The organism is Arthrobacter sp. TJ-240, from assembly GCF_058269195.1.
Genome location: NZ_JBZCNG010000001.1, coordinates 511,762 through 536,480 on the forward strand (window position 1 = coordinate 511,762; position 24,719 = coordinate 536,480).

Annotated in this window: 21 protein-coding genes and 2 tRNA genes; 7 read left to right on the plus strand and 16 right to left on the minus strand. The window is 68.3% G+C overall.

The genetic code is table 11. From position 1 onward, the window contains the following. Nucleotides 1-30: 30 nt before the first annotated feature. Genes AC4D2C_RS02465 through pknB form a run of 5 tightly spaced genes read left to right on the plus strand, consistent with a single transcriptional unit; the run spans nt 31 to nt 8,190 of the window. Entirely contained in the window at nt 31-1,611 is a 1,581-nt protein-coding gene (locus AC4D2C_RS02465) for a PP2C family protein-serine/threonine phosphatase (protein ID WP_490913017.1), read from the plus strand. Continuing rightward, nucleotides 1,604-3,025, plus strand: a complete 1,422-nt coding sequence (locus tag AC4D2C_RS02470; RefSeq protein WP_490912124.1) for an FtsW/RodA/SpoVE family cell cycle protein — start codon at nt 1,604-1,606, stop codon at nt 3,023-3,025. Before AC4D2C_RS02465 ends, AC4D2C_RS02470 begins: the two co-directional genes overlap by 8 nt. Further along, nucleotides 3,022-4,464, plus strand: coding sequence for a peptidoglycan D,D-transpeptidase FtsI family protein (locus AC4D2C_RS02475; protein ID WP_490912126.1), 1,443 nt, complete (start codon nt 3,022-3,024; stop codon nt 4,462-4,464). The genes AC4D2C_RS02470 and AC4D2C_RS02475 overlap by 4 nt, the downstream gene beginning before the upstream one ends. Next, the gene (locus tag AC4D2C_RS02480; RefSeq protein ID WP_490912127.1) at nt 4,461-6,251 is read left to right on the plus strand and encodes a protein kinase domain-containing protein; all 1,791 of its coding nucleotides are present in this window, start codon (nt 4,461-4,463) and stop codon (nt 6,249-6,251) included. Before AC4D2C_RS02475 ends, AC4D2C_RS02480 begins: the two co-directional genes overlap by 4 nt. 34 nt (nt 6,252-6,285) lie before the next feature. Beyond that, nucleotides 6,286-8,190, plus strand: coding sequence for a Stk1 family PASTA domain-containing Ser/Thr kinase (gene pknB, locus AC4D2C_RS02485; RefSeq protein ID WP_490912128.1), 1,905 nt, complete (start codon nt 6,286-6,288; stop codon nt 8,188-8,190). A 105-nt stretch (nt 8,191-8,295) separates the two neighbouring features. Here the strand turns inward: pknB and AC4D2C_RS02490 are convergent, their stop codons facing one another. The 3 genes from AC4D2C_RS02490 to AC4D2C_RS02500 are packed head-to-tail and all read right to left on the minus strand — an operon-like array spanning nt 8,296 to nt 9,908. Beyond that, nucleotides 8,296-8,940, minus strand: coding sequence for an aminodeoxychorismate/anthranilate synthase component II (locus AC4D2C_RS02490; protein WP_490912130.1), 645 nt, complete (start codon nt 8,938-8,940; stop codon nt 8,296-8,298). Between the two features lie 3 nt (nt 8,941-8,943). Beyond that, nucleotides 8,944-9,105 carry a hypothetical protein gene (locus AC4D2C_RS02495; RefSeq protein WP_490912132.1) on the minus strand — a complete coding sequence of 54 codons (162 nt, stop codon included), beginning with the start codon at nt 9,103-9,105 and terminating at the stop codon, nt 8,944-8,946. 5 nt (nt 9,106-9,110) lie between these two features. Further along, nucleotides 9,111-9,908: a class E sortase gene (locus AC4D2C_RS02500; RefSeq protein WP_490913019.1), complete on the minus strand. Its 798-nt coding sequence runs from the start codon at nt 9,906-9,908 to the stop codon at nt 9,111-9,113. Between the two features lie 189 nt (nt 9,909-10,097). On the opposite strand from AC4D2C_RS02500, the gene AC4D2C_RS02505 reads away from it, so the two are divergent. Next, nucleotides 10,098-10,340, plus strand: a complete 243-nt coding sequence (locus AC4D2C_RS02505; protein WP_490905019.1) for a cell division protein CrgA — start codon at nt 10,098-10,100, stop codon at nt 10,338-10,340. A 433-nt stretch (nt 10,341-10,773) separates the two neighbouring features. Here AC4D2C_RS02505 and AC4D2C_RS02510 read toward each other — a convergent pair whose 3' ends face one another. Further along, on the minus strand, nt 10,774-11,649 hold the full coding sequence (locus tag AC4D2C_RS02510) for a rhomboid family intramembrane serine protease (RefSeq protein WP_490912134.1): 876 nt from the start codon (nt 11,647-11,649) through the stop codon (nt 10,774-10,776). Between the two features lie 4 nt (nt 11,650-11,653). Beyond that, complete coding sequence (locus AC4D2C_RS02515; RefSeq protein ID WP_490912136.1) at nt 11,654-12,196, minus strand: peptidylprolyl isomerase; 543 nt, start codon at nt 12,194-12,196, stop codon at nt 11,654-11,656. Nucleotides 12,197-12,359: 163 nt separating this feature from the next. Between AC4D2C_RS02515 and AC4D2C_RS02520 the strand changes: the two genes are divergently transcribed. Continuing rightward, complete coding sequence (locus AC4D2C_RS02520; protein WP_490912138.1) at nt 12,360-13,304, plus strand: hypothetical protein; 945 nt, start codon at nt 12,360-12,362, stop codon at nt 13,302-13,304. Between the two features lie 95 nt (nt 13,305-13,399). On the opposite strand, the gene AC4D2C_RS02525 is transcribed toward AC4D2C_RS02520, so the two are convergent. The 11 genes from AC4D2C_RS02525 to dnaN form a co-directional block, all read right to left on the minus strand. Next, nucleotides 13,400-14,317 carry a DMT family transporter gene (locus AC4D2C_RS02525; RefSeq protein WP_490912139.1) on the minus strand — a complete coding sequence of 306 codons (918 nt, stop codon included), beginning with the start codon at nt 14,315-14,317 and terminating at the stop codon, nt 13,400-13,402. 88 nt (nt 14,318-14,405) lie between these two features. After that, nucleotides 14,406-14,478: transfer RNA gene (locus tag AC4D2C_RS02530), tRNA-Ala, on the minus strand. A gap of 43 nt (nt 14,479-14,521) precedes the next feature. Continuing rightward, nucleotides 14,522-14,638: a DLW-39 family protein gene (locus AC4D2C_RS02535; protein WP_490912141.1), complete on the minus strand. Its 117-nt coding sequence runs from the start codon at nt 14,636-14,638 to the stop codon at nt 14,522-14,524. A 37-nt stretch (nt 14,639-14,675) separates the two neighbouring features. Further along, nucleotides 14,676-14,749 (minus strand) — tRNA-Ile (locus AC4D2C_RS02540). A gap of 87 nt (nt 14,750-14,836) precedes the next feature. Continuing rightward, nucleotides 14,837-15,373: a DUF3566 domain-containing protein gene (locus AC4D2C_RS02545; RefSeq protein WP_490912143.1), complete on the minus strand. Its 537-nt coding sequence runs from the start codon at nt 15,371-15,373 to the stop codon at nt 14,837-14,839. Next, complete coding sequence (gene gyrA / locus AC4D2C_RS02550; protein WP_490905025.1) at nt 15,370-18,039, minus strand: DNA gyrase subunit A; 2,670 nt, start codon at nt 18,037-18,039, stop codon at nt 15,370-15,372. The genes AC4D2C_RS02545 and gyrA overlap by 4 nt, the downstream gene beginning before the upstream one ends. Nucleotides 18,040-18,210: 171 nt before the next feature. Then, nucleotides 18,211-20,238: a DNA topoisomerase (ATP-hydrolyzing) subunit B gene (gene gyrB, locus AC4D2C_RS02555; RefSeq protein WP_490912145.1), complete on the minus strand. Its 2,028-nt coding sequence runs from the start codon at nt 20,236-20,238 to the stop codon at nt 18,211-18,213. Between the two features lie 242 nt (nt 20,239-20,480). Next, the gene (locus AC4D2C_RS02560) at nt 20,481-21,110 is read right to left on the minus strand and encodes a DciA family protein (RefSeq protein ID WP_490912147.1); all 630 of its coding nucleotides are present in this window, start codon (nt 21,108-21,110) and stop codon (nt 20,481-20,483) included. Then, entirely contained in the window at nt 21,103-22,407 is a 1,305-nt protein-coding gene (gene recF / locus AC4D2C_RS02565) for a DNA replication/repair protein RecF (RefSeq protein WP_490912148.1), read from the minus strand. Before recF ends, AC4D2C_RS02560 begins: the two co-directional genes overlap by 8 nt. A 10-nt stretch (nt 22,408-22,417) precedes the next feature. Further along, nucleotides 22,418-23,308, minus strand: coding sequence for a phosphogluconate dehydrogenase (NAD(+)-dependent, decarboxylating) (gene gnd, locus AC4D2C_RS02570; RefSeq protein ID WP_490912150.1), 891 nt, complete (start codon nt 23,306-23,308; stop codon nt 22,418-22,420). Nucleotides 23,309-23,372: 64 nt separating this feature from the next. Next, nucleotides 23,373-24,497 (minus strand): DNA polymerase III subunit beta, encoded by a 1,125-nt coding sequence (gene dnaN / locus AC4D2C_RS02575; RefSeq protein ID WP_490912152.1) that lies wholly within the window; start codon nt 24,495-24,497, stop codon nt 23,373-23,375. Nucleotides 24,498-24,719 lie beyond the last annotated feature (222 nt).

The following is a 24,719-nucleotide window of genomic DNA, read 5'->3' on the forward strand; positions in this document are numbered from 1 at the left end:
CTGAGGTTCGCCGCCCGCTCCGACGTGGGCATGGTGCGTGCCAAGAACGACGACTCCGCCTACGTGGGCCGGTACCTCGCCGTCGTCGCCGACGGTATGGGCGGACACGCCGGGGGCAACGTGGCCTCCGCCTCCACCGTCCTCGACCTGGTCCACCTCGACCACGGCGCTCACCGCGGCGAGGCCGCCACCCACCTGGCGGACGAGATCCAGACCGCCAACTCGCTGCTGTCCGAACTCGTCGCCACCAACCCGCAGCTCGCGGGCATGGGCACCACCGTGACGGCGATCCTGCTCGAGGACACGAAGCTGCAGCTCGCCCATATCGGCGATTCGCGGGCCTACCGCCTCAAGGACGGGGTCTTCGCTCAGATCACCACCGACCACACCTTCGTCCAGCGCCTCATCGAGGAGGGACGCCTCCGGCCGGAGGAGGCGGAGATCCACCCGCACAAGAACGTGCTGATGCGCGTTCTCGGTGATGTCGACGCGAGCCCCGAACTGGACCTGGAGGAGTTCGACGCCGAGCCCGGCGAACGCTGGCTGCTCTGCTCGGACGGACTGAACGCGGTGCTCAACGACCGCGTCGTCGAGCAGGTCATGCGTGAGACGAAGGACATCCGGGAATGCGTGAACACGCTCGTCGAGCTGACCCTCGCGGGCGGCTCGCCGGACAACATCACCATCGCCGTCGTCGAGGTCATCGAGGCCGACGACGACGACGCCGTGCCCCCGGCCACGATCCCCCCTGCGCGGCAGGCCGCAGGGGAACGCGACAAGCCCGGCGACGCGGCCGCGGCGCACGGGATCGACCGGAACGGGGACCTCCCCGGCGCCGCGATCCGCGCTGACGTCATCCGCCAGGACCTCCTCACCCGACCCCACGTCCTCGTGGGATCCGCGGCACTCGCCACGGAGACCGGCCAGATCCCCATCGTGACGCAGCGCTCCACGGAGCGCCGCGCCGCGATGATGCTCACGCACAGGGCCGAGCCGGAGAACGGCGACGCCGGGGAGGATCCCGGCCAGGAGACGGAACGTCCGAGACGGCGCTGGCTCGTCCCGGCGTTCCTGTCCCTCATGACCCTCATCCTCGTCGCGGTCCTCGGCCTCGGCTACACGTGGACGCAGACCCGCTACTACGTGGCCGAGGCGGAGAACCGTGTCGCCATCTTCACCGGCGTGCCCCAGACGGTGGGGCCGATCCACCTCAGTGAGCTCTACGAGATGACGGACATCCCCGTCTCCAACCTTCCCCAGTACCAGCGGTCGCAGGTGGCCAAGACGCTTCCCGCGGCCAGCCTCGAGGAGGCGGAGAGGATCGTCAGCGATCTGCGCAGCGAACTGCGGGCCGTGACCTGCGACCCCCCGGTCGCGGGAACCACCGCGTCTCCGGGCCCGTCCGGGACGGCGGGAGCATCCGCCGGACCGGTGCCCTCCCCGACCGCGGGACCGTCCGGTGCGGCGGCACCCTCCCCGGGTGCCTCGCCGGCTCCGTCGCCCGGCGCCTCGCCGAGCGCCCCCGCTCCGTCGGCAGGCGCGTCGCCTGCTCCGTCTCCGCAACCGAGTCCGTCCCCTGCCATCGACTGTGGAGGTGCAGCCAATGAGTGACGTCCTGACCGTGCCGCGGTCGCGGCGCAACATCGAACTCGTGCTGCTGGTCCTGGCCCTCGCCGTGGCCGTCGGCGCCAACTACCTGGCGGGGATCGGGCGGGAAGAACCCTTCAACGACTACTTCTGGTCGGTCACCCTGACGCTCGGCCTGATGAGCCTGTTCATCCACGTCATCCTCCGCTTCCGGGCGAAATATGCCGATCCGGTGATTCTTCCCCTGGTCGTCGCACTGAACGGGATCGGGCTGGCGATGATCCACCGCCTCGACCTATCAGCCGCCGCGGCCTCCAACTTCACCCCCGTCGCCCCACAGCAGGTGCTCTGGACGGCCGTGGCCATCGGCGCGGCCGCGGTCCTGCTGATCCTCTTCAGGGATCACCGGATCCTCCGCCGGTTCACCTACATCTCCCTGATCGTCAGCGCCATCCTCCTGCTGCTGCCCCTGACGCCCCTCGGCCTCGAGATCAATGGTGCGCGCATCTGGATCTCGGTAGGGGTGGGCACCTTCCAGCCCGGCGAGATCGCCAAGATCACCCTGGCCATATTCTTCGCCGGGTATCTATCGACGAACCGCGATCTGATCCTGCTGGCCGGGAAGAAGATCGGACCGCTGCAGTTCCCGCGCTTCCGGGACCTGGCCCCCATGGCGGCGGCCTGGCTGGTCAGCATCGGCGTGCTGATCTTCCAGCGCGACCTCGGATCCTCGATCCTGTTCTTCGGCCTCTTCATGGTCATGATCTACGTGGCGACGAGCAGGGTCAGCTGGGTGCTGATCGGCCTCGCGATGATCGGTGTCGGCGTCGTCGCGGCACTGGAACTGTTCAGCCACGTGGCGCTCCGCTTCGATTCCTGGATCAACGCCTTCTCCCCCGAGGTCTACGACCGCGCGCCGGGCGGGAGCCGGCAGGTGGTGCAGGGCCTCTTCGGCCTCGCCAACGGCGGCCTGATCGGCACGGGATTCGGTGAGGGGCGTCCGGACCTGGTCACCTATGCCAACAGCGACATGATCATCGCGGCGCTGGGCGAGGAGCTCGGGCTCATCGGGGTCGTCGCCATCGTGATGATGTACGTGATCCTCGTGTCCCGCGGAATGCGTGCCGCGCTCGGCACGAAGGACGGCTTCGGGAAGCTGCTCGCGTGCGGTCTGGCCTTCACCATCGCCCTCCAGTGCTTCGTGGTCATCGGCGGCATCACCCGCCTGATCCCCCTGACCGGACTCACCACGCCGTTCATGTCCGCGGGCGGGTCCTCCCTGCTGGCAAACTGGCTGATTGTGGCCCTGCTCCTGCTGATCTCCGAGACGGCGCGGCGCCCGACACCGACGGGGCCGATGAAGGACTCGTTCCCCGAGGTGCTCGGGGTGAACGGGAAGCCCGTGAAGAAGAGATCCGAGAAGGAGGCAACCCGATGAACCAGGCCATCCGCAGTGCGTGGGTCGTGGCGGTCGGCATGTTCGCCCTCATCCTCGGCGCGCTCACCTACGTGCAGTTCTTCCAGGCGCAGGAACTGAACGACAACGACTGGAACAGCCGGCAGCTGTACCAGGACTTCGGCCGGCAGCGCGGCGCCATCCTGGTCGACGGGCGCGCCATCGCCGAGTCCGTGCCCTCCGACGACGAGTTCAACTACCAGCGCGTCTACACCGAACCCGAGCTGTACGCCGCCCTGACGGGCTACTACTCCCTGTCGCTGGGATCCACGCAGCTCGAGCGCGCCGAATCGGAGATCCTCTCCGGCACCAGCAGCTCCCTGTTCTACGACCGGCTGGTGCGGCTGTTCTCGGGTGTCGACTCCCAGGGCGCCTCCGTCGAGCTGACGATCGACCCGGAGATCCAGCAGCTCGCGTCGGACCTGATCCCCGACGGGCAGCGCGGTTCGATCGTGGTAATGGAACCCTCCACCGGCAACATCCTCGCGATGGTCTCCAAGCCGACCTTCGATCCCAACCTCCTCTCGGGCCACGACACCGCCGTGATCGCGGAGAACGCCGCGAGGCTCTCCGAGCAGCCGGGCCTGTCCATCTACACGAACCCCGCCACGGAGTCCCTCGTCGCACCCGGATCGGTCTTCAAGCTGATCGACGCCGCCGCGGCCCTCGAGTCCGGGAAGTACGACGCCCAGTCGGAGATCCCGAACCCGCCCGCCCTGGAGTTCCCCGGCATCGACTACGCGCTGCCCAACTTCGTGACCGGAGGGTGCGCCAGCAGGACGACGGCGGACCTCGAATTCGCGCTGGAGCAGTCCTGCAACACCCCCTTCGCGCAGATCGCCCTGGATCTCGGCGAGGACGCCATCCAGGAGCAGGCCGCCAGGTTCGGTTTCGGCGAGGAACTGACCATCCCCACGCAGGTGATCGCGAGCATCTTCCCCTCGGACCTGTCGGAGCCGGAACTCGCGCAGGCCGCCGTCGGGCAGTTCGACACGCGCGTCACACCCCTCCAGATGGCCATGGTGTCCTCCGCGATCGCCAACAACGGGCAGCTGATGAAGCCGCAGCTCGTCAAGTCGATCCGCGCGGCCGACCTCGAGCTGATCGAGTCACCCCAGCCCGAGGTGCTCCGGCAGTCGGTCAGCGAGGCGACGGCGAGCCAGCTCACCGACTGGATGGTGAACGTCGTGGACAACGGCACGGCGACCGGGGCGCAGGTCCCGGGCGTCGAGGTGGCCGGCAAGACGGGCACCGCGGAGGTCTTCGAGACCGGTGACAACGCCTGGTTCACCGGGTTCGCGCCGGCGGACGACCCGCAGGTGGCCATATCGATCGTGATGGAGAACGTGGACATCCCTACTGGTCAGCAATTGACCTCACCCAGTGCCAAGAGACTCATAGAGGCGGTGTTGAACAGATGAGGCCCACGTCAGGAATCACCCTGGGCGGCAGATTCGAACTGACCGAGCGCATCGCCATCGGCGGTATGGGCGAAGTCTGGAAAGCACGGGACCAGATCCTCGGGCGCGTCGTCGCGATCAAGATCCTCAAGGAGGAGTACTCGGGCGACCCGGCCTTCCTCAACCGCTTCCGGGCCGAGGCGCGCCACACGGCCCTGCTGAACCACGAGGGCATCGCCAACGTGTTCGACTACGGCGAGGAGGCGGGCTCGGCCTATCTCGTGATGGAACTGGTGCCGGGGCAGCCGTTGTCCGCGGTGATCGAGAAGGAGCAGGTCCTCTCACCCGACCGTACCCTCTCGATCATCGGGCAGACCGCCACGGCCCTCGCCGTCGCGCACCGGCAGGGCCTCGTGCACCGTGACGTGAAGCCCGGCAACATCCTCGTGATGCCCGACGGACGGGTGAAGATCACGGACTTCGGGATCGCGCGGCTCGCCGACCAGGTTCCCCTGACGGCCACCGGGCAGGTCATGGGGACGGCACAGTACCTCGCACCCGAGCAGGCCACGGGCCAACCCGCCACCGGCTCCTCGGACATCTACGCACTCGGGGTCATCGGGTACGAACTACTGACCGGACGCCGGCCGTTCTCCGGCGAATCACAGATCGCCATCGCCTTGGCGCAGGTCAACGACGCACCTCCCCCTCTGCCGGAGTCCATTCCGCAACCGGTCCGCGCCCTCATCGGCTCCATGCTCGGCAAGGACCCTGCCGAGCGTCCGCGCGACGCCGAGGCGCTCGCACGCGCCGTCGACGCCATCCGCGCCGGTGACATCCGCGCCGCCGAGGCGGCGGTACCCGGGATGCTCGCCTTCGGCACCGGGTCCGGTACCGCGACGGCCGCCATCCCCCGCCAGGACACCCAGGCCACCACGGCGGTCCCGGCACCGAGCACGTCAGCCCTGCCCACCGTGGCCGCTCCCGCGGCCGCCGGAGCAGCGGCAGGGATCGCCGCGTCCCGGGACTGGTCGCAGGAGGACCTGGACGCGACGGAACCGGATCAGCCGTACGGGCCGGACGAGGAGAACCGCCGGAGCCCCTGGCTGATCCCGCTCATCGTCCTGCTCCTGCTGGCGCTGGCGGCGATCGCCTTCCTGATCCTCCAGCCCCTGCTGGCGGGCGACCCGGACGGCGTGCCTGGTGCGACGAGCACACCCGCGAGCACCACCCCCTCGCGGTCCAGCACCCCGTCGCCGTCGCCGTCGTCCACCTCACCGACGCCGTCCCCGAGCACCACGGAGGCGGCCGAGGTGGTCATCACGCCGAGCCAGTACCTGGGCCGGGCGGAGGCGGAGGTCGCCGCGGAACTCGGCTCGCTGGGCTTCCGCGTCATCACCCAGCGCGAACCGTCGGCGGAGATCGCCGAGGGCTACGTCATCGGCATCGACCCCGTGGGCACCCTGAGCCTCGGCGAGACCATCACCGTGACGTCGTCGGCCGGGCCCGAGCAGGCCACCGTGCCCGCCGGCCTGCAGGGACGCACCGTCGCCGAGGTCGAGGCCGCTCTGGTGGACCTGGGCCTGGTACCCGTCAACACGGGCTCCCAGGAATCGGAACTGCCGGCCGGAACGGTCGTGTCCGTGAGCCCTGGCGCCGGGACCGTCCTGACCGCAGGGTCGGACGTCGGCTACATCGTCTCCACCGGTCCGCCCCCCACCCAGGCGCCCACCACACCGCCGCCGAGCCCGACGCCGAGCCCGACGGCGTCGCCCACGGCGACCCCCACGGCGACCCCCACGTCATGATCCGCACGAACCCGGATCGGGAAGGCGCGCAGTGATGACCACCGACCGCATCCTGAACGGGCGGTACGAGGTACGCGAGCTGATCGGGCGCGGTGGCATGGCCGACGTGCATCTCGGCCGTGACCTCCGTCTGGGGCGGTCGGTCGCCATCAAGGTGCTGCGTTCGGACCTCGCACGCGATCCGCTGTTCCAGTCGCGGTTCCGCCGGGAGGCCCAGGCCGTGGCCGGGCTGAACAATCCCAACATCGTGGCCGTGTACGACACGGGCGAGGAGGAGATCCCCGACCGGCCGGAACACGAGGTCAGGGTCCCGTTCATCGTGATGGAGTACGTCGCCGGGCGGACGCTGCGCGATCACGTGAAGGCCGGCGATCTCACGGCCGAGGACAGCATCACCTACCTGGCCGGTGTCCTGGGCGCCCTCGATTACAGCCACAAGGCGGGGATCGTCCACCGCGACATCAAGCCGGCCAACGTCATGATCACGCCCGACGGCGGCGTGAAGGTCATGGACTTCGGCATCGCCCGCGCGATGGCGGATTCCCAGGCCACGATGACCCAGACGCAGGCCGTCCTCGGCACGGCGCAGTACCTCTCGCCGGAGCAGGCCCGAGGCGAGACCGTGGACGCCCGCAGCGACCTGTACTCGGCGGGCTGTCTGCTGTTCGAACTGCTCACCGGCCGGCCGCCCTTCATCGGGGACAGTCCCGTGTCCGTCGCCTACCAGCACGTGCGGGAGGAACCCCCCGCCGCCAGCAGTCTCAACCCCGAGGTGACGCCCGCCCTCGACTCCGTCCTTGCCCGAGCACTCCAGAAGGACCGCGACCACCGCTTCCAGGACGCTCTCACCTTCCGCAGGGCGCTGCTCGACGCCGCCCGCGGCATCTCCGTGCCCGGTGCCGCAGGCGTGCCGACGGCGGAACTGGACGCCGTGACGCCCCGCACACGTGCCGGCGTCGCGAGTACCGCGGCGTTCGCCGCCGATCCGCACACGCGCGCGATGGACAGGGTCGCGGCGGGGCAGTCCCTGCCGAACCGCCGGGAGGACGACGACGGGCGGCTCGACGTCCTGAGGACTGACGACGCCGTGGACCCGCGGCACGACCGGCGACGCAGGTCCTCGAGGACCGCCTGGATCACCGTCTTCTTCGTGGCGGTCCTGCTCGTGCTCGCGGGCGGCTACGTGGTCCTGAACAACGTTGCGAACGACCGCAGCTCCCAGGAGGTCGTCACCGTCAGCGTGCCCGGACTCGTGGGTCTGACCGAGGCGGATGCCACCGACGCCATCGTGGACGCCGGCCTGAGACCGTCGACCGACGAGGAGTTCAACGCGACCGTGGAGGAGGGCGACGTCATCGCCTCCGATCCCGCCGCGGGGACGTCCGTAGACCGGGAATCACGCGTCAATATCACCGTCTCACGGGGACCGGCCAACGTGGTGCTGCCCGGCACACTCGCCGGGCTCACCGAATCGTCGGCCCGCGACGCGCTCGAGGAGCTCGGTCTGCGGGGCGGGCAGGTCACGGAGGAGACCAGCGCCGACGTCGCGGAGGGCAGGGTCATCACCACGAGCCCGCAGGCGGGCCAGTCGGTGCCGGTGGGCAGCGCGGTGGACCTGGTGCTGTCCAACGGAAAGGTGACCGTGCCCCTGCTCACGGACCTCACGCTCGAGCAGGCACAGGCCCTGCTGGCCGACCCGGCGGTGAAGCTGCCGTCCTCGGTGCGCGAGGTGGAGAACAGCGTGGTTGCTCCGGGCATCGTCACCGGGCAATCCGCGCAGGCGCGGTCCGAGGTGGACCAGGGCACCGAGATCGTCCTTACGGTCGCGAAGGCACCGCCGCCACCGCCGGCCCCCGAGCCGTCCGCCCTACCGACCGGCCAGCCGACGGAGGCCACCGGCGAACAGTCCGACCCGCGTCCCACCGAGGGCGCCGACTAGGACCTGCCCGGTCGCCGTTCCCGGCTTCCGCGGCGCTGCAGCCGGCGACCCGGCGGGTCGCGTCCGGACACGCATCGTCCGGGCGGGAACCGGGAACGACGGCGGCTACCGCGCGATGAGCGGGCTGAGCCCTGCGGCCGCGGCCGCGGCGCCCTCGAGCCCGAGGGACTCCAGCCAGTTGCCCAGCATCCGGTAACCGCCCTCGGTCAGCACCGACTCCGGGTGGAACTGGACCCCGCACAGAGGTGCCGTCCTGTGCTCGAGACCCATGATGATTCCGCTGGCCGTCCGTGCAGTGACGGTGAGCTCGGCCGGGACGTCGTCGCTCACCGCTGCCAGCGAGTGGTAGCGCGTCGCCGTGACGGGGGAGGGCAGTCCGGCGAAGACGCTCGTCGCGTCGTGCTCCACGAGGGACGTCTTGCCGTGCATGAGCTCCGGTGCGTGTGTCACGGTGCCGCCGTAGGCCTCGGCAAGCGCCTGGTGACCGAGGCAGACCCCGAGCATCGGCTTGCCGTGGTCGCCGCACCACCGGATGAGGTCGACGCACACGCCGGCCTCCCCGGGCGTGCCCGGACCGGGGGAGATCAGGACGCCGTCGCGGGATGCGGCCATGTCCTGCGCCTCGGCGAGAGTGACGTCGTCGTTGCGGACCACGGTCGTCTCGGCGCCGAGCTCCTGCAGGTAGCCGACCAGCGTGTAGACGAAGCTGTCGTAGTTGTCGACGACGAGGATGCGGGTGGTGTCAGCCATGAGCTAGGGGGAACCAATCGTTGAATCTGTGAGCGGGTTGAACTGGGAGACCCAGGGGAACACGAAGACCATGAGCGCCATGACGGCCGCGAGGGCCAGTATCACGGAGAGGATGATGCGCAGCCAGAGCGGACCGGGCAGGGCCCGGAAGATCCATCCGTACATCTCAGCTACCCCTGTCCTGCTGCGCGGGCCACGTTCTCCGCGATCTCGGGGGGTGGTCCCGCGTCGGCGGGGCGCCAGGACTCCAGCACCGAGTACGCAATGATACGCTCCTGGGCGCCGAAACGCGGATTGCAGCTTGTCAGCGTCAGGATCCTGTCCACGGGCTGTGCGTCCGGCCGGGTGGGCACCGGCGCGATGACGTCCACGCGGTCGGGCAGGACGATCTCGGTGTTCCGGAAGACGTAGGTGTAGTACCCGTCGCGTGTCTGGACGTAGACCCGGTCTCCCGGGACCAGGGTGTGGATCTGGTCCAGCACCTGGCCGTGGGTCTGGCGGTGGCCTGCCAGCGCGAAGTTGCCCACCTCGCCCGGCGCGCCGGTTCCCGGGTAATGGCCGAGTCCGAGGTTGTCGAGCACGTCGGTGCCGACGCCGGCCGTGACGGGCCGCGAGTAGTCCTCACCGAACCGAGGGATGTAGACCACGCCGAAGGTACCTACGAGGTCCTGCTGCGGGAGGACGGCAGGCTCACCGAAGTCCTCGGGCCGAGGTACCTCCGATCCCTGGTCGGAGGCACCGGGAGCCGTGACGGGCGGTGCGTCGGAGAAGAACCCCTCGAGGGCCTGCTCCTGCTTGATGCCGGAGTCGATGTTGGTCCACCAGAGCTCCCAGCCGACGAAGAGCAGCAGTACGATGCCGGCGGTGACCAGGAGTTCCCCGAACACCTGTCCGACCAGCTGGAGCGGCGTCCGGCGGGGGCGCGCCCGTGTCGGGCGTCCCACCCCTTGGTCGGGGGCGGCGTCCATGGTCGACCTGGCCACTACCGCTCCTGCCGCTGGGATGCACCGGTACCCGAGCGATCTTGGCTAGAATCGTTCGGAGAACCGGCCGGATGAAATTCTCCCCACAGGATAGCCTGCGGGGAGGAGCGCGTCGGGGCCGCCACCGAACCACCGGTGCCACTGACCCCAGTCGCACCCCGTCGAGGAGAATCAGTGCCTGAGTCGAAGCCCCGCAAGAGAGCCGGCGCCGCCCCCGCCGCGAAGTCGCAGCCCAAACCGAACCCGGTCTGGTACAAGCCGGTGATGTTCGGGCTCATGATCATCGGCTTGCTGTGGATCATCACGTTCTACATCTCCGAGGCCACCCTGCCGGTCGCCGCGTGGGGATCCTGGAACATCCTCGCCGGCTTCGGCATCGCGATCGTCGGCTTCCTGATGACGACGCGCTGGCGCTGACCCCTGGCTGCGGCCGGGCAATCCCGGCCGCAGGGCTGCAGCCCTGCCCGTATCGATGCATCGGTGCGCGGCGGAGGTACCGCGTCGGGTGCCGCCCGGGTTCGTGGGCGGCGCGGTGATCCTGTCCCCCTCCACGCTGCCCCGCATCACCGATTCCTTCGCCCGGCTCTCGCGACACCGATCCGCCGCTCGATCCTGGGTCATTGAACCGGCGGGACGGTCCGGGGAGCTCTGTACACACGCTGTGTATGAAGTTATCCACAGATGTGCACGGGATTGTTGATCATTCGGGAATCGCCGCGAGATTCCGGGCCCTGCTTATCCACAGATGTGGAATTACATGTGTGTAAGTTATCCCCCATGTGGATAAGGGCTGTGGAAAACGACGAAGGAGCCGGTCCGAGGGCACCGGCTCCTTCGTCCTCGGGCAGTGCTAGATCGGGAGGCGGGTGACACCCACGAAGGTCAGCAGGGCCAGCAGGACGACGACGGCGCCCAGACCGAGCACCTGCGTCCTCGTCTGCCGGCTCCCGCGCGGCGCGTACACGATGGCAGCCGCACAGGCGGCGCCCGCCACGAGGCCGCCGAGGTGGGCCTGCCAGGCGATGCCCGGCACCACGAACCCGAGTACCGCGTTGATCGCGATCAGGACGACGATCTGGCGGACGTCCCCGCCTCGCTTGCGCTGGACGATGAGGAGCGCCCCGAAGAGCCCGAAGACGGCGCCGGATGCTCCGACGACTCCCTGGAACGGGTTCCCGCTGAGCAGCAGGACGCCGATGGACCCGCCGAGGGCGGAGATGAGGTACAGCGCGAGGAATCGTGCCCGGCCCATCGCGGGCTCCAGCACCTTGCCGAGGATGTACAGCGCGTACATGTTGAAGGCGATGTGCAGGAACGAGCGCTCCGAGTGGAGGAAGGCTGCTGTGAGCATCCGCCACGGCTCCGCGGGGATCACACCCCCGGCACCGGCGGTGAACACCGGCGCATAGACGAACGAGCGGGTGATCCCGGGGATCACGAGCTGCAGGAGGAACATCGCCACGCAGATCCCGATGAGCGTGTAGGTCACTACGGGGGTGTCCCCGCGCGAGACGCCGCCGAAGGCGTTCTTGCGGGCCGGTATGGCGGCGGCCTGCTCACGGACGCAGTCCACGCACTGGAACCCGACCGGGGCAGGACGCTGGCACTCGGCACAGGCCGGACGGCCGCACCGCTGGCACCTCACATAGCTGACGCGATCCGGGTGCCGGGGGCAGACCGGCGCCTCCTGGCTGCCGGCGTCGGGCGCAGGGACACCGTAGGACATTCGGTTAGAGCTGTTCCACGGTGATGCTCTCGATGACGACGTCGTCGAGGGGCTTGTCCCTCATGTCCGTGGCGATGGCGTTCAGCTTGTCGACCACCTTGCGCGATTCCTCGTCGGTGACGTCGCCGAAGATGGTGTGCTTGCCCTGCAGCCAGGTGGTGGGCACGGAGGTGATGAAGAACTGCGAACCGTTGGTGCCGCGTCCGCCCTGGAGACCCGCGTTGGCCATGGCGAGCTTGTAGGGCTCGTTGAAGGTGAGGTCGGGGTTGATCTCGTCGTCGAACTTGTAGCCCGGTCCTCCGATGCCCTGACCGAGGGGATCGCCGCCCTGGATCATGAAGTCCTTGATGATCCGGTGGAACACGGTGCCGCTGTAGAGGGGCGCATTGCTCTCCTCGCCGGTCTGCGGGTGGGTCCAGGTGATCTCGCCCGTCGCGAGGCCCACGAAGTTCTTCACCGTCTTCGGGGCATGATTGCCGAAGAGGTTGACCTCGATATCGCCCTGGTTGGTGTGGATGGTCGCTTTTGCTGTCGGAATAGCAGTCATTGGGCCATTCTTCCACGCGCCCCCTGACAATAAGCTGGAGTGGTCCCATTCCGCGCACAGTGAAACACGGCCCAGGACCCGCACCTGCGCCCGCGTCGGATAGCACCCCCCACGCATGCAACGTAGGCTGATCAAAACGAACAACCACCCCCTGGAGGTTTTTGTGAAGAAGAACGTACGCAACACCCATGAACTCGAGGAGGGCGTCGCTCTCGGGCTGGCAGCCGCCGCCGGAGTAGCAGCAGCACGGGACTGGGCTGCACCGCGCGTCGATGCCGCCTACGGTTGGGCGAAGCCCCGCTGGGAGAAGGGCCTCGAGACCGCGAGGCCCGCTCTGCAGGACACCGTCCGCAAGGCCTCGGAGGGGATCGCCGGTGGCGTCGCCGTCGTGACCCCCCTCCTCCAGGAGAGCATCGACAAGGTGGGCTCCTCGATCACCCACGTGGTCGACGAGACCACCCCGAAGATCCAGGGAACCCTCGACAAGGCCACACCGGCGTTGACCACCGCGAAGGGCAAGGTCGTGGACGAGTACCTGCCCGCGCTGTCCACCAGGCTCGGCGAGGCAGCCGACACGGCGTCCCGTTCCCTGGCGGCCGCGACCGTCCCGCCCGCCGTGGAGAACGCCGTGATCCGCATGACCGGTGACAAGAAAGCCGTCAAGAACGCCCAGAAGCGCCTGGTCGCCGCGACCATGCAGGCGTCGAAGGATCTGAAGAAGAGCCAGGCCCGCAAGTCCGGCAAGGGCTGGTTGGTCCTCGGCATCATCGCGGCCGCGATCGTCGCGGGAGTCGCTGCTTGGCGCGCGTCCAGGCCCGTCGAGGATCCCTGGAAGACGCCGGCCCCGATCAAGGCCACCGCGGGCCCGGCGTCGACCCAGAAGCCGCAGGACGCGAAGAATACCGTCATCAGTATCAAGGAAGCGGCGGACCGTGCTGCGGCGTCGTCCGGCGAGGTCCCGGCGGCCACCGTCGATGCGGACCCTGCCGGCTCGCCGTCCGCTTCGGACACCGCCAAGGACACTGCCAAGGGCACCGTCAAGGACACTGCCAAGGACACCGACGGTGCCAAGCACGCCGCCGAACCTACGCAGGACCCGAAGGTCTGACCGCCGACCACAAGAAGAAGGAACCCCCGGCTCGACGCCGGGGGTTCCTTTTTTCATGCTGTCGTATTCTATTCAGGAAATATGCTCCGGGTAGACTACTCTCCGCCGAGGCCCGGCGGCGGGTCCGCTGCAGCCTCTTCGGCAAGGGAGCGACGTGACCGGCGCCGCTGCTGTCCGCGGATCACGACGGCGAGGCCCACGAGGATCAGTGCCAGTCCGCCATAGGTCCCGGCAGGAAGCGTCTCGTCGAGGAAGACGGCCGCGAGGATCGCCGCTCCCGGGATCTCGAGCAGGATGATCATGGAGACGACGAGCGGACTCATCACGGCGAGCAGATGGTTGAACACCGAGTGGCCCATGATCTGCGCCATCAGGGTCACGGCGAGGATCCCCACCCAGGCGGCGGTCGAGAAGCCGACGACGGGCTGGCGCGTGACGAGGCAGAGCATCAGCAGGATCACGGCGCAGGCCCCGTAGCAGAGCGTCGTGTAGGTGCCCGTGGACATCGTCCGCCGGGCAGCGGCGCCGGCCATCTGGTAGACCCCGGCCAGGGCGCCTCCCGCGAGGGCGAGGACGTCGCCGAGGAGCGCGTCCTGGGAGAGCGATAGATCGAACCCGGTGATGATCACGACGCCGACGAACGCCACCCCCAACCCCACTACCACCGCTCGCTGCGGCCGGGATCCCCGCAGCGCATCGAAGAGGGCGATCCATGCGACCTGCAGGCATACGAGGGCCGTGGCCGCCGCAACGGAGGTGAGCTTGAGCGCGGTGATGAAGCATGCGAAGTGCAGGGCCAGGGCAACAGCGGCAACGGCCAGCCGTCGGCAGTCCACAGCGGTGAGCGCTGCGAACTCAGCCCTCTTGGACACGGCAGCCGGCCCTCCCATGAGGAGAGCCCCGAGCAGGTTCCGCCAGAAGGCGATCGCGAGCACCGGGGCGGCGGTCGCCGCCATGATCGGCCCGGAGGCCGAGACCCCGATGACACCGAGGATCGAGAGGAAGATGGTCACGCGGCAACCCTATGGCACGCCGCTGGCAGCCCTGCAATTCGGTCGCCAACGCAGGAAGTCCCGGTCGATGACCGGGACTTCCGTTCGGTGGAGGCACGGGGACTCGAACCCCGAACCCCCTGCTTGCAAAGCAGGTGCGCTACCAATTGCGCCATGCCCCCGAGTGGGACCCTGTCCGGCTCGTCCGCCGGGCGGGGTTCCTTGCTACGCTATGTCGTCCGTCGCCTTGCTCCAGACGCTCTTGCTCTTCTCTGAATCCTGCCACCGCTTGAACACGAGGAGACTTGCTGCAGCCGCTGCCGCGATGAGCAACTTCTTCACATTCGCCTCCTTGCAGTTCCCTGCGATAGTGGATCCGTGGGCGTACCAGGACTTGAACCTGGGACCTCTTCGTTATCAGCGAAGCGCTCTAACCGCCTGAGCTATACGCCCCGATACCTCTTCGGGCCGAGACACGACTTTACAGTAGTGTCTCGGCATTCTTCAAATCGCCCCGAGGGCGCCGGAGGGGCCGGTCTCCTAGTCGTCGGTCAGTGTGACGCCGATACCGCCGACGAGGGTGGACGAGATGTTGTAGAGCACGGCCGAGAGCATGGCCAACGCCGTCAGGAGCACCACGTTCACCACCGCGATGATGGTCGCGAAGGACAGGACCTGCGGCAGCGAGGCGAACTGGCGGAGGTCGAACCCGCCGCTCTCCGATCCCGCGATCTCCCGCAGGAGCGCGTTGACGCCGTCGAAGATGCCCGTGAGGTCCAGGACCGTCCAGATCACGAAGGACGCGACGACGGTCACGATACCGAGCGCGACCGAGAGCAGGAAGGACATCTTGAGGACGGACCAGGGATCCACCTTGCTGACCAGCAGGCGGGCCTTGCGGGCCTTGGCCTTCGGCGCCGGCTTCACGAGCCCCGGACGCTGCCCGGGACGCCCTGCCTGGCCAGCGGCGGAAGCCGGGCGCTGCGTGGGGCGTGCGGGTGCATTCACGCGCGGAGGAGCACCGGGCGTCCGCACTTGTCCGCTGGGGGACCGCGGGTTGGTGTTGGCCGAGCTCACTCAGTACCTCCGTGTTCCGGCGACTCAGCGTCAGGCTCAGCCGTTTCCTCTGTCGACAACCGTACTTCATCGGCTGTGAACTCCGCAGGATCCTGCTGCGGCGTCACGGTGTCGATGACGTCGACATCGGGGCTCGCCTCCGAGGGGTCCTCGATGAGTCCCTCCTCGACGGCGACGCTCCGCTCGCTGTTCCGGGCGACCGCGATGATGCGGTCGGTCTTGTCGGGCTTCGCGAAGATCACACCCATGGTGTCGCGGCCCTTGGCCGGCACACCGGCGACGGCGGAGCGCACGACCTTGCCGCCGCCCATGACCACCAGCACCTCGTCCTCCTCCTGCACCACGAGGGCGCCCACGAGGTCGCCGCGCTCCTCTGCCAACTTGGCGACCTTGATGCCGAGTCCGCCGCGGCCCTGGACGCGGTAGTCGTCGACCCTCGTTCGCTTCGCGAAACCGCCCTCGGTCACGATGAACACGAACGAGTCGTCGGTGACCACGTTGGCCGCGAGCAGTTCGTCGTCGTCGCGGAACTTCATGCCGGTCACGCCGGAGGTGGCGCGGCCCATGGGCCGCAGGGCGTCGTCGTCGGCCGTGAAGCGCAGCGACTGCCCCTTACGGGAGACCAGCATGATGTCGTCCTCGCTGGAGACGAGCTGGGCGGAGACGAGCTCGTCGTTGTCGCGGAGGTTGATGGCGATCACCCCGGCGGTGCGGTTGGTGTCGTAGTCCTCGAGCCGCGTCTTCTTCACCAGTCCGCGCTTCGTGGCGAGCACGAGGAAGGGTGACTGCTGGTAGTCGCGCAGATCCAGGACCTGCGCGATGGTCTCGTCGGGCTGGAAGGCGAGCAGGTTCGCGACGTGCTGGCCCTTCGCGTCGCGCGCCGCCTCCACGAGCTCGTATGCCTTCGCGCGGTACACGCGGCCGAGGTTGGTGAAGAACAGCAGCCAGTGGTGGGTGGTGGTCACGAAGAAGTGTTCGACGACGTCGTCGCCGCGCAGCTGGGCACCCCTGATCCCCTTGCCGCCGCGGGCCTGCTGGCGGTAGTTGTCGCTGCGGGTGCGCTTGACGTACCCGCCACGGGTGATGGTGACGACCATCTCCTCCTCGGGTATCAGGTCCTCCATGCTCATGTCGCCGTCGTAGCCCATGAGGATCTCGGTGCGTCGGTCGTCGCCGAACTTCGTGACGATGTCCGCGAGCTCGGTGCTCACGATCCCGCGCTGCACGTCCTCGGAGGCGAGGATGCGGTTGAACTCGGTGATCATGGATTCGAGTTCCGCGTGGCGGTCCTGGATCTTCTGCCGCTCGAGGGCCGCGAGGCGCCGCAGCTGCATGTCGAGGATGGCCCTCGCCTGCAGCTCGTCGATGGAGAGCAGACCCATCAGGCCGATACGGGCTTCCTCAGTGGTCGCCGATGCACGGATCAGGGCGATGACCTCGTCCAGTGCGTCGAGGGCCTTGAGCAGGCCGCGCAGGATGTGCGCTTCCTCCTCGGCCTTGCGCAGCCTGTAGCGGGTGCGGCGCACGATGACCTCGAGCTGGTGGGTCACCCAGTGGCGGATGAACGCATCGAGGCTCAGGGTGCGGGGGACGTCGTCGACGATCGCCAGCATGTTCGCGCTGAAGTTGTCCTGCAGCTGCGTGTGCTTGTAGAGGTTGTTGAGCACCACCTTGGCGACGGCGTCACGCTTCAGCACGATCACGAGGCGCTGGCCCGTACGGCCTGACGTCTCGTCGCGCAGGTCGGCGATGCCGCTGATCTTGCCGTCCTTGACGAGTTCGGCGATCTTGATCGCCAGGTTGTCGGGGTTGGCCTGGTAGGGCAGTTCCGTGACGACGAGGCAGGTGCGGTTCTGGATCTCCTCGACGTTGACGACGGCACGCATCGTGATGGAGCCGCGGCCGGTCCGGTAGGCGTCCTCGATGCCCTTGTGCCCCAGGATCTGCGCCCCGGTGGGGAAGTCGGGTCCCTTGATGCGGGCGATCAGGGCCTCGAGCAGCTCCTCCTTCGTCGCGGTGGGGTTCTCGAGGTACCACTGGACGCCGTCGGCCACTTCCCGCAGGTTATGCGGCGGAATGTTGGTGGCCATGCCCACGGCGATGCCGGAGGATCCGTTGACGAGCAGGTTCGGGAAGCGCGACGGCAGGATGGTCGGTTCCTGGTTCTTGCCGTCGTAGTTGTCCTGGAAGTCGACGGTCTCCTCGTCGATGTCCCGCACCATCTCCATGGCGAGCGGGGCCATCTTCGTCTCGGTGTACCGGGGGGCCGCCGCGCCGTCGTTGCCGGGCGAGCCGAAGTTCCCCTGGCCGAGCGCGAGCGGGTACCGCATGGTCCAGTCCTGGATCAGGCGGACCAGGGCGTCGTAGATCGCGGAGTCACCGTGCGGGTGGTACTGGCCCATGACCTCGCCGACCACGCGGGCGCACTTGTTGAAGGAGCGCTCCGGACGGTAGCCGCCGTCGAACATCGCGTAGAGGACGCGCCGGTGGACGGGCTTCAGTCCGTCGCGGACGTCGGGGAGCGCCCGGCCCACGATGACCGCCATCGCATAGTCCAGGTAGGACCGCTGCATCTCGGTCTGCAGGTCCACCTGCTCGACGCGGTCCGTCAGGACCTCGCCCTCGATGGGTTCGTCCGGTCCGTTGCCGGTGATGTCGTCACTCATGAATCAGTTCCGTTCGTCATGTTGTGCCCGCAGTACTGGCGAATCTGAGCAAGGGTCGTCCCGCGTCCTGCGCAGGCGCTCGATCGGACTGCCCCCTTCCCCTGCAAGCTCGGGGAGGGACCCTCGGTCCGCTCTTACTTTCGTTGCGCCGGCAGGATGCCGGGTCACCCGTCAGATGTCGAGGAAACGCACGTCCTTGGCGTTCTGCTGGATGAAGTTGCGGCGGGACTCGACGTCCTCGCCCATGAGCACCGAGAACACCTGGTCGGCGGCGGCGGCGTCGTCCATGGTGACCTGGAGCAGTGTGCGATGGTCCGGGTCCATGGTGGTATCCCACAGTTCCGTGTAGTCCATCTCGCCGAGACCCTTGTAGCGCTGGATCCCGTTGTCCTTGGGCAGGCGCTGGTTGTTGGCCATGCCCATCTTGATGACCTCGTCGCGTTCGCGGTCGCTGAACACGTAGTCGTGCTTCGCGTTCGACCACTTGATCCGGTACAGCGGCGGCTGCGCAAGGTACACGAAACCGTTCTCGATCAGCGGCCGCATGTAGCGGAACAGAAGGGTGAGCAGCAGGGTCGTGATGTGCTGGCCGTCCACGTCGGCGTCGGCCATGAGCACGATCTTGTGGTACCGGGCCTTGTCCACGTCGAAGTCCTCGCCGATCCCCGCGCCGAACGCGGTGATCATGGCCTGGACCTCGCTGTTGCCGAGGGCGCGGTCGAGGCGGGCCCGCTCGACGTTCAGGATCTTCCCGCGCAGGGGGAGGATGGCCTGGGTCTCGGGGTTGCGCCCGCGGACGGCCGAACCGCCGGCCGAGTCGCCCTCCACGATGTAGATCTCCGACCGCGCAGGATCCTTGGACTGGCAATCCTTCAGCTTGCCCGGCATCCCGCCGGACTCCAGCAGTCCCTTGCGCCGCGTGGATTCACGCGCCTTGCGGGCGGCCAGTCGGGCCTGGGACGCCTGGATCGACTTGCGGATGACGTCGCGGGCCGGGCCGGGGTTGCGCTCGAGCCAGTCACCGAGCTGGTCGGTGACGACGCGCTGCACGAAGCCCTTGACCTCGGAGTTCCCGAGTTTGGTCTTGGTCTGACCCTCGAACTGCGGCTCGGAGAGTTTCACCGAGATGACGGCCGTCAGGCCCTCGCGGATGTCGTCACCCGTGAGGTTGTCGTCCTTCTCCTTGATGATGTTCTTCTCACGCGCATATCGATTGATCAGGGTCGTCATGGCGGCACGGAATCCCTCTTCGTGCGTGCCTCCCTCGTGCGTGTTGATCGTGTTGGCGTAGGTGTGGACGCTCTCCGAGTAGGCCGAGGTCCACTGGAGCGCGATCTCCACGGACATCGTCTGGTCCGGCGTCTCCGTCTCGAAGGCGATGACGTCGGGGTGGACCACCTCGACGCGCTTCGAGGAGTTCAGGTGCTGGACGTAGTCGAGCAGTCCGTTCTCGTAGAGGTAGGCGACCTCGCGGTGCTTCGGTGTGGAATCCTCGCCCGTCTCCGCCGTGACCTCGTCCTCCACCTCGTCGACGTGCTCGTCGGTCAGGGTGATGCGGAGACCCTTGTTGAGGAAGGCCATCTGCTGGAAGCGTGCGCGCAGCGTCTCGAAATCGAACTCGGTGGACTCGAAGATCGAGTCGTCCGGGTAGAACGTCTGGGTGGTCCCCGTCTCGGACGTCTCCTCGCCCTTCCGCAGCTCGCCCACGGGCTTGCCGCCGTCCGCGAACGTCTGATGCCACACATGGCCCTGGCGACGTACCTCGGTCTCGACGCGCTTCGACAGGGCGTTGACCACGGAGATGCCGACGCCGTGCAGGCCGCCCGACACCGCGTAGCCGCCACCACCGAACTTGCCGCCGGCGTGGAGGATGGTCATGACGACCTCGACGGTGGGCCGCCCCTCGGTGGGGTGCATGTCCACGGGGATGCCGCGCCCGTTGTCGACGACCTTGACGCCGCCGTCGGCCTGGAGCGTGATCTCGATGTGGTCGCAGTACCCGGCAAGAGCCTCGTCCACCGAGTTGTCCACGACTTCGTAGACGAGGTGGTGGAGGCCGCGCGGGCCGGTGGAGCCGATGTACATGCCCGGCCGTTTGCGGACCGCTTCCAGTCCTTCGAGGACGGTGATCTCACTGGCGCCGTAGGCGTGCTCGGTCGCGGCCTCCAGAATCGGGGACTCACCCTCGCCGATCAACACATCACTTGCATTCAACTCGTTCTCGTGTGCCACAGGCGTAGACGGCTCCTCAGCTGGATAGACCACATCAATCTCCTACTATTCTACCCTGCGGATGGTTGCGAGAGCGCACCAACCGCCCCTCACCGGCCAATAAACCGGGTTCAGAGCCCACAGCGGGTCCTTCCGTGAGGACGGATACGCCGGGGGGACCCCCGATTGCGCTACAGGCCGTCCAGAGGACCCGCGAATACGCTGTCAGCTCACCCGTAGGTGTCACGCGGGCCTCGTCCCTTGACCGTGCGTCCGCCCTTGCGCCAGCTCGGGGCAGCGGGCCCGACGACGGAGAGGCGCTTCACGACGCCGGCGCCCAGTTCGGCCTCGAACCGCTGGAGCACCTGCGGGGTGATGAGCCGCAGCTGGGTTGCCCAGGCGGTCGAATCGCACCGGACGAGCACCGTGTCGGCGTCGAAGCTCTCGGGCACGCAGTGTGCGGCGATATCCGCCCCGACGATCTCGTCCCAGCGCGTCAGCACTGATCCGATGGCCACGGGGGACTTCCATCCGCGCTCTGCGAGCATCCGCGAGAACACGTTCCCCACGCCTTCCGGGTCGCGTCCCCCGTAGACCGGCTCGGGCGAGTACCGGCGCCGGGACGTCTTCCCCGGCTGCTTCGGCGCCGGACCGCGGGGCGTGCCACGGGCCTCGGATGCACTGCGCAGCCGGTTGAGGAGGGCCTGCGGAGCATCCTGTTCGGGGAAGTCCTCGGCCCCTGGCCGGGCAGGGCCGCCGTCGGAGTCACCGGCGCCGCGAGCCTCCTCCGTCTCACGGCGCGGTGGTACCCCCCGCTCCCCGTCCGGCCCCGTGGTGTCCTCCCGGCGGTCCTCAGGCATGAGGGTCTCCCACGGTCGGGTCCGCAACTGCCTGCTCGTCCCCGGCGGGAGGAATGTCCCCGGCGGACCCACCCTCGTCCGCAGGTCCGGCGTCCCCTCCTGCCAGGGCACCAGGGATCACGCGGATCTGGCGGCCGAGGAGCGCCGCGGGGATGTCGTCGCCCACGGCCGCCGTGACCAGCACCTGTTCGGCCGGTCCCACGATGGCGGCGAGGCGCGTGCGGCGCTGCGTGTCGAGTTCGGCGAAGACGTCGTCGAGGATCAGCACCGGGTCACCGCCGGGCGTGTGGTCCTCCTCGAGCAGCAGGTAGTAGGAGGCGAGGCGCAGGGCGAGGGCCATGGACCAGGTCTCCCCGTGCGACGCGTAGCCCTTGACCGGGGCCTGGCCCAGCAGGAGACCGAGTTCGTCACGGTGCGGACCCACGAGCGAGATGCCGCGGTCCAGCTCCTTCTTCCGGTGGCGGAGGAGGCTCTCCACGAACAATGCGGTGAGCGCCGGCAGGTCGAGGTCGCGCAGGCCGGCGGCGGACCCGGGACGGGCGGTCTCCGCGCCGTCGTCGTCCGCCGTGGGCTCGGACGACGACGAGACGGACGACGAGACACTGGAGACGTAGTCGATGTCGGCGGTCTTCGATCCGTCCGTCAGCTCCTTGTAGGCACGCTGGACGTGGGGGCGCAGCTGGTCGACGAGGAGGAGCCGTGCGGACAGCAACCGCGCCCCGGCCTCGGCGAGGTGCTGGTCCCAGACGTCGAGGGTGGACTCGTGCCCGGTGGAGAACCTTCCGGCGGCCCGCGCCGACTTGAGCAGGGCGTTGCGCTGCTTCAGGACGCGCTCGTAGTCGGCCCGCAGTGCCGACTGGTGCGGCAGCAGGGACACCATGACCTCGTCCAGATAACGGCGCCGCACGGAGGGATCACCCTTGACCAGCGCCAGGTCCTCGGGGGCGAACAGCACGGTCTTCAGGATCCCGGCTGCATCCCGGGCACGTACGGGGTTGGCCCGGTTGATCCGGGCGCGGTTCCCCGACTCCGCGTTGATCTCCACCTCGACGCCGGTGCGCTGGGTGCCCCGGACGAATCGCCCCCGGATGATCGCCCGGTCCTGGCCGAAACGGATCAGCGGCTTGTCGGCGCTGACGCGGTGCGAGGACAGGGTGGCCAGGTAGCCGATGGCCTCGACGATGTTCGTCTTCCCCACGCCGTTGGGCCCGACGAACACGGTGATGCCGGGTTCGATCGCCGTGTCGAGCTGTTCGTAGCTCCGGAACCCGGTGAGTGAGAGGTGCTCCACGTACACCGGGAACTGCCTACTTCGGCTGGGCGGGCTTCACCGCGTGGCCGCCGAACTGGTTGCGGAGCGCCGCCACCATCTTCATCGACGGCGAGTCCTCCTGCCGCGAGGTGAAGCGTGCGAAGAGGGCGGCGGTGATGGCCGGGGCCGGCACGGAGTTGGCGATGGCTTCCTCGACGGTCCACCGGCCCTCGCCCGAATCCTCGACGAAACCGGCGATCTTCGACAGTCCCGGGTCCTCCTGCAGGGCCTTGACGAGGAGATCCAGCAGCCACGACCGCACCACGGTGCCCTTCTGCCAGGCGGCGAACGTGCCGTGGACGTCCTTGACGATGTCCTTGGCCTCGAGCAGCTCGTAGCCCTCGGCGTAGGACTGCATGAGGCCGTACTCGATCCCGTTGTGGACCATCTTCGCGTAGTGTCCGGCCCCGACGTCGCCCACGTGGACGAAGCTCTCGGCGCGTTCGCCCTCGGGGCGCAGTGCGTCGAAGACGGGCATGGCGCGTTCGACGTCGTCCTGCACGCCGCCGGCCATGAGGCCGTAGCCGTTCTCGAGTCCCCAGACCCCGCCGGAGACACCGCAGTCGAGGAACCGGATGCCCTTCTGCGCCAGCAGCGCGGCGTGGATCTGGTCGTCCGTGAACTTGGAGTTGCCACCGTCGATCACGAGGTCGCCCTCGGACAGGACCTCCGAGAGCTCCTTGATCACGGCATCGGTGATCTGGCCGGCGGGGACCATGACCCACACGATGCGCGGCGCGGGGAGCGCCGCCACGAGTTCCTCGATGCTCTGCACGTCGGTGCGGTCGGGGTTGCGGTCGAAGCCGGTGACCTCGATGCCATTGCCGCGGAGACGCTCCCTCATGTTGAATCCCATTTTGCCGAGTCCAATGAGGCCGATGTGCATGAGGTTCTCTTTCTGACGATGGGACCGCCGGCGGTCCGGCCGGTCGGGATACCTGCCGGGGCTGCTACTGGTTGGGCAGCCGGACGGGCATCAGCAGGTACCTATAGTCTTCCCTGTCCTCGCCCGAGGGGTCATCCTGGGCCGAGATCACTGCGGGCTTGGGTGGTGAGGTAAAGGAGAACCGCACGTAGGGGCTGCTGAACGCGCCGAGGCCCTCGCTGAGGTAGTGCGGGTTGAACGCGACCGTGATGTCGTCGCCGTCGAGCGCGGCCTCGATGGCTTCCGACGCCTGGGCATCCTCGCCCGTGCCGGCATCGAGGGTGACCTGTCCCTGCTGGAAGGCCAGGCGGACGGGGGTGTTCCGTTCCGCCACGAGCGAGACGCGGCGCACGGCCTCGACGAGCGTGCTCGTCTGCACCGTGGCGTGGATGGGGGTCTTGTCGGGGAAGAGCGAGCGGATCTTCGGGTAGTCGCCGTCGACCAGCAGGGAGGTGGTCCGGCGCCCACCGGATTCGAATCCGATGAGTTCGGAGTCGTCGGACAGCGCGATGTTCAGGTCGCCGGCGCCGCCGAGCGTCTTCGCCACCTCGTTGAGCGTTTTCGCCTTGACGAGCGCGCTGGTCGAGATCCCGGGTGTGGACGGTTTCCAGGACACCTCGCGGAGGGCGAGCCGATACCGGTCGGTGGCCAGGAGGGTAATCAGGTCGTCCTCGATCTCCATCCGGACGCCGGTGAGGATCGGGAGGGTGTCATCGCGGCTTGCCGCGATGATCACCTGCGAGACGGCCTGCGCGAAGGCCTCGCCGTCGACCACGCCGCTGACGGCGGGGAGTTTCGGCAGTTCCGGGTACTCGCCCTCGGGCATGGTGGCCAGGTTGAAGCGGCTGTTCCGGCAGGTCAGCGTCACCTTCGACCCGTCGGTGGCGACCTCGACGGGCGCGGACGGAAGGCTCCTGCAGATATCGGCGAGAAGACGTCCCGAGACGAGGATGGTGCCTTCCTCGAGGACATCGGCTGCGATCTCGAGTCGTGCCGAGATCTCGTAGTCGAAGCTGGCGAGGCTCAGTGAGCCACCCTCGGCCTTGATGAGCAGTCCCGCGAGGACGGGGACGGGAGGTCGGGGGGACAGCGACCGGGCGGTCCAGGACACAGCCTCCGCAAGTACATCCCGCTCAACTCTGAATTTCACGGAGCAGTGCCGCCTTTCGCCAGATCAAAAAAACAGCCCCCGGCGAATCACCGGCGGATGGTCGGGTCGCGGTCGTCCACGGAGGTGTCCGGGCACGGAAACTACAACCATACTGCGTGACAGCTTAGCCGGGTTGCCGTCCGGCGAAGCAGGACGGGGAGCCCGGCGGGCGTGGGCAGGGGACGAACGGAACGTGGAGTGTTATCTGAAGAACTTTTGAAG